Origin of the sequence: uncultured Algibacter sp. (assembly GCF_905480415.1) — a bacterium.
Taxonomy (GTDB): Bacteria; Bacteroidota; Bacteroidia; order Flavobacteriales; family Flavobacteriaceae; genus Algibacter_B.
This window is the reverse complement of the sequence record NZ_CAJQQI010000111.1, coordinates 1-5,462: the sequence shown is the minus strand read 5'-3', so window position 1 is coordinate 5,462 and position 5,462 is coordinate 1. Positions and strand designations below refer to the sequence as shown.

The 5,462-nt window shown below is 34.4% G+C and carries 3 protein-coding genes and 1 pseudogene; all 4 read left to right on the top strand.

The features are described from left to right. Positions 1–330: pseudogene (locus QZ260_RS07860) on the top strand (coenzyme A pyrophosphatase); the annotation flags it as partial. 53 nt (positions 331–383) lie between these two features. Next, a complete protein-coding gene (locus QZ260_RS07855; protein WP_295984784.1) occupies positions 384–1,181 on the top strand; it encodes a lysophospholipid acyltransferase family protein in 798 nt (265 codons plus the stop codon). Positions 1,182–1,222: 41 nt separating this feature from the next. Further along, positions 1,223–3,364, top strand: coding sequence for a DNA helicase RecQ (gene recQ / locus QZ260_RS07850; protein WP_295984781.1), 2,142 nt, complete (start codon positions 1,223–1,225; stop codon positions 3,362–3,364). Positions 3,365–3,594: 230 nt separating this feature from the next. Continuing rightward, on the top strand, positions 3,595–5,462 hold a 1,868-nt coding region (locus tag QZ260_RS07845), incomplete at its 3' end, for a DNA topoisomerase 3 (RefSeq protein ID WP_295984779.1).

Here is a 5,462-nt window from a genome sequence, read left to right as displayed (position 1 = left end):
TTTGAAGAAGTAGGCGTTCCCATTGATACTGTTCAAATTGTTAGAAGTATATCTCAAGTTTATATTCCACCAAGCAATTTTTATGTACATCCATTTATTGGATTCACTCAAACTACGCCTCAATTTATTAAACAAGATGACGAGGTTGAGGCGCTGATAGAAATAGATTTAGAACATTTTTTGGATGAACAATCTCTTATCTCCAAAAAAGTAAAAACATCTTACAGTATTGAGGTTGAGGTGCCTGCATTTAAATTAAATGATTATGTAGTTTGGGGAGCAACTGCCATGATGCTAAGCGAAATTAAAGACTTGTTAAAACAACTCTAGTAGTTTATTAGATTTATTACATTTGTATCCTAACCAATTTTGACGCGTGATTTATGGGATTGTTTAAAAAAAATCCATTCGGACATATACTATTTCTAAAAAAATGGCTTATTAGAATCTTTGGGGCACTTACTCATAGGCGTTTTAGAGGGTTTAATGAACTGCAGATAGAAGGTTCTGAAATCATAAAGGACTTACCAGATACTAATGTGCTTTTCGTATCAAATCATCAAACATATTTCGCTGATGTGGTATCCATGTTTCATGTGTTTAATGCCAGTTTAAGCGGGCGTACCGATTCTATTAAAAACATAGGGTATCTCTGGAATCCAAAATTGAATATTTATTATATAGCAGCTAAAGAGACAATGAAGGCTGGTTTGCTTCCAAAAATACTCGCTTATATGGGGTCTATAAGTATTGAGCGTACGTGGCGATCTGAAGGAAAAGATGTGAACAGACAGGTTAAAATGAGTGATATTTCTAGTATAGGGAAAGCTTTAGATGATGGTTGGGTTATTACTTTTCCGCAAGGCACAACCACACCTTTTAAACCCATTAGAAAAGGAACAGCGCATATTATTAAGCGTTACAAACCTATCGTAGTGCCTATTGTTATTGATGGGTTTAGACGGTCGTTTGATAAAAAAGGATTGCGTATTAAAAAGAAAAATATTCTTCAATCCTTTGAAATTAAAGCGCCTTTAGAAATTGATTACGAAAATGAAACTACCGAAGATATTGTAAAAAGAATTGAATATGCTATCGAGCAACATCCTTCATTTTTAAAAGTAATTCCTCAAAAAGAATTGGAGGCGCTTGAAGAGTTGAATAAGCGTAGAAAGTGGTAATACATTAATGTGTTTAATGTTATCAGTCTAGAATTCTTTTTATGTCCATAACCAACATCCAAGATCAACTATTTTCTAATTTAAAAACATATTTCGGGTACGATAGTTTTAGAATGAATCAACAAGATATTGTTGAAACCGTTTTAAATAAACAGGACTGCTTGGTTATTATGCCAACTGGTGGTGGTAAATCTATTTGTTTTCAACTTCCAGCATTATTATTTAAGGGTTTAACATTGGTTATTTCCCCTCTTATAGCCTTGATGAAAGATCAAGTTGATGGATTAAGTGCCAACGGAATCTCTGCTTCTTATTTTAATAGTAGTCAAAGTAATGAAGAGCAATCTGCAATAATAGACCGTGTTTTAAGTGCCGATTTAAAATTGCTATATGTAGCACCCGAAAGTTTAGCAGGATTACAAAACATACTAAACGAAACTTATATAAGTTGTGTGGCTATAGATGAAGCACATTGTATATCTTCTTGGGGGCACGATTTTAGACCATCCTATCAACAATTAGGGTTTTTAAAGAAAACGCTGCCTAATACGCCATTTATAGCATTAACGGCAACAGCCGATAAAGCCACGCGACAAGATATTGTAAAGCAACTTCATATCGAGAATGCGCAACAATTTATTTCCTCTTTCGATAGACAAAATATAGCTTTAGAAGTGCGTGCTGCCAACGATAGGATTTCTCAAATTATTAAATTTATTAAGCAAAGACCAAACCAGTCTGGGATTATATATTGCTTGAGTCGTAAAACGACCGAGCAACTAGCTAAAAAATTAAAGACCAATAAGGTTTCTGCAGAAGCATATCATGCGGGTTTAAATTTTGAGAAACGATCTAAAGTTCAAGAATCTTTTGTTTACGATAAAACTCAAATTGTTTGCGCAACTGTAGCTTTTGGTATGGGCATAGATAAATCTAATGTGCGTTGGGTTATTCACTATAATATGCCAAAAAATATTGAAGGCTATTATCAGGAAATTGGACGGGGTGGTCGAGACGGATTAAAAGCGCATGCGTTATTGTTTCATAGTTATGCCGATGTTATTCAATTGCGAAACTTTGCAAGTGGAGCCTCGAATGAAGAGGTTCAAATTGCGAAGTTAGATCGCATGAAACAGTTTAGTGAAGCTACAACATGTAGACGGAAAATATTATTAAGTTACTTCGGAGAATTATTAGGTGAAAATTGTGGTTACTGCGATGTTTGTATAAATCCTCCCCAGGTATTCGACGGAACTATTATTGCTCAAAAAATTCTTTCAGCAGTCTATCGTTTACAAGAAAAAGAGGCAATGGGAATGATTGTAGATGTGCTTCGGGGTTCGCAAAACGCTGCGGTTTTAGCAAAAGGGTATCAAGGTGTTCGTACTTTTGGTATTGGGAAAGATATTGCATGGAAACATTGGCAACATTTTATTATTCAGCTTATAAATCAAGGGTATTGCGAAATAGCATTTCATAAGCATAATGCCTTGCAATTAACAGCGTTTTCCAATAATGTTCTGTTTAATGGTGCAAAAGTAGCTTTAACAAAACCTATTGAGATTACCGAAATAAAAGCCTTAGTTAAGGAGAAGAAAACGCGACTAAAACGAACAAAAAAGAAGGCAAAACCTAAAATAGATGCTCATAATTTATTTGAACGTTTAAGACTATTACGCTATAAGATTTCTCAAGAAGAGGATATCCCTGCTTATTTGGTGTTTAGTGATGCGACTTTAAAAGAAATAGAGCGTGAGCGCCCCATGAGTGACGACGATTTTCTCAAAATTAGCGGTGTAGGTCAACGAAAAATGGAGGTTTATGGCGATGAGTTTATTGCCGAAATCATTAGTTTTATGGGTTCTAAGCTAAATAAATCCAAAAAGAAGGATACTGTTCTAATAACTTACGACTTATATAAGTCTGGTATGTCAATAGAAGAAATATCTATTGAGCGCAAATTATCATCAACAACCATTTACTCGCATATAGCCAAATTATTTAGTAAAGGAAAGAATATTAATATTTTCGATTTTGTATCTAATAGTGATGTTGAAGCTGTTCGAAAAGCTAAAGTTGCCTTAGATTCTCCAACAGCATTAAAACCCTATTTTTCATATCTTAACGAAGAGTTAGACTATTTTAAAATCAGATTAGCATTAAGTGTTGTAGATCGTTTGTGATTTTTTTACAAAACAAGAGTTCACTAAAAATCAACTACCATAAATAGATTATGAATATTGCATATTTTTGAATTGTAATTTTTATCTTAAATTCCTATTTCTTATTTGCGAATTGTAAAAAAATATGATTCAGATTTTATTACCTAACCAATCGTTGATAACTCCTAACAATTCTCTTTCGATAAACTCTTCAAAAGTTCTATTTTGCATCTCTAGTTTAAGATATGTAAATGAAAGTTTGTATTGCCGAAAAACCAAGTGTTGCCCGCGAAATTGCTGCTGTATTAGGAGCAAGCACAAAGCGTGATGGGTACTTTGAAGGCAATGGTTATGCGGTTACTTACACTTTTGGACACCTGTGCACGCTTAAGGAACCTGTTGATTATAAATCGTACTGGAAAAGTTGGGACTTAAATAACTTACCCATGCTTCCTGAAAAGTTTGAAATTAAAGTTTCTCCTAACTCGGGTATTAAAAAACAATTTAACATTGTAAAAAGTCTATTTGATAAAGCCGATGTTGTTATAAATTGTGGGGATGCGGGGCAAGAAGGAGAACTTATTCAGCGTTGGGTGATGAATGAAGCCAATTATAAAGGCGAGGTACAAAGGTTATGGATTTCTTCGTTGACTACAGAAGCTATTAAAGAGGGCTTTAAAAACTTAAAACCATCAAAAGATTACGATAATTTATATTATGCAGGATTCTCCAGATCTATTGGCGATTGGTTATTAGGTATAAATGCCACAAGGCTTTACACCGTAAAGCATGGTGGTTATAAACAGGTGTTGTCGGTAGGGCGCGTGCAAACACCAACTTTAGCAATGGTTGTAAATAGATTTAAAGACATAGAGAACTTTAATCCACAACCCTATTGGGAATTACAAACCCTGTATAGAGATACCTTATTTAGTTATGAGGATGGTCGTTTTCTTAAAAAGGAAGATGGTGAAGCTCTGGCCAATAAAGTAAAAGAAAGTGATTTTGAAATACAATCGATTACCAAAAAGAAAGGAAAAGAATATGCTCCTAAATTATTCGATTTAACGGGCTTACAGGTATATTGTAATACAAAATTTGGGTTTTCGGCTGATGAAACTCTTAAAATAGTTCAGGCCTTATACGAGCGCAAAGTAGTCACCTATCCTAGGGTCGATACTACATTTTTACCGAATGATGTGTATCCAAAGGTGTCTGGAATTCTTCAAAAACTAACGAGCTATTCAAAATTAACACAACCGCTTTTAGGTAAAAAAATAAAGAAGTCTACTAAAGTTTTTAACGATAAAAAAGTTACGGATCACCATGCTATTATTCCAACAGGCATGCAGACTAATTTGCAATACAATCAGCAACAGGTTTACGATATTATTGTAAAGCGTTTTATTGCTGTATTTTATGACGATTGTATTGTAGCAAATACAACGGTTTTAGGACATGCAGCAAAAGTGGTTTTTAGAACTACGGGTAAAGAAATTTTAGAAAAAGGCTGGCGTGTTGTTTTTGAAAACCCGAATGCCAAAGAAAAAGAATCTGGGATTTTACCAACTTTTGAAAAAGGTGAAAAAGGACCTCATGAGCCATCATTTTTAGAAAAAGAGACCAAACCACCCAATCAGTTTACAGAAGCAACATTATTACGTGCTATGGAAACGGCTGGTAAGCAGGTTGATGATGAAGAATTACGCGATTTAATGAAGGAGAATGGTATTGGAAGGCCTTCAACTCGTGCCAATATTATTGAAACGTTATTTAGACGTAAATATATAAAGCGAAATAAAAAGCAAGTACTGCCAACTGTTACAGGTATTCAGTTAATTGATACGATTCAAAATGATTTATTAAAATCTGCTGAACTAACGGGGTCTTGGGAAAAGCAATTGAAAGATATTGAAAAGGGTGAATTTACAGCAGGAGCATTCATTAAAAACATGAAATGCATGGTTGATGCTTTGGTTTATGAGGTGCGAAGCGAAACCAAACGTGCTAATATTTCGCATGCTGTTACGGTTAAAAAACGTGCTGCTAAGGTTGAAGCTAAAAAAGGAGTGGGTATTACTTCGGAGTCTTGTCCTAAATGTAAACAGGGGCAAATTAT

Coding starts and splice junctions, on each gene's coding strand:
- QZ260_RS07855 (WP_295984784.1), top strand. CDS start 384: ATGGGATTGTTTAAAAAAAATCCATTCGGACATATACTATTTCTAAAA.
- recQ (WP_295984781.1), top strand. CDS start 1,223: ATGTCCATAACCAACATCCAAGATCAACTATTTTCTAATTTAAAAACA.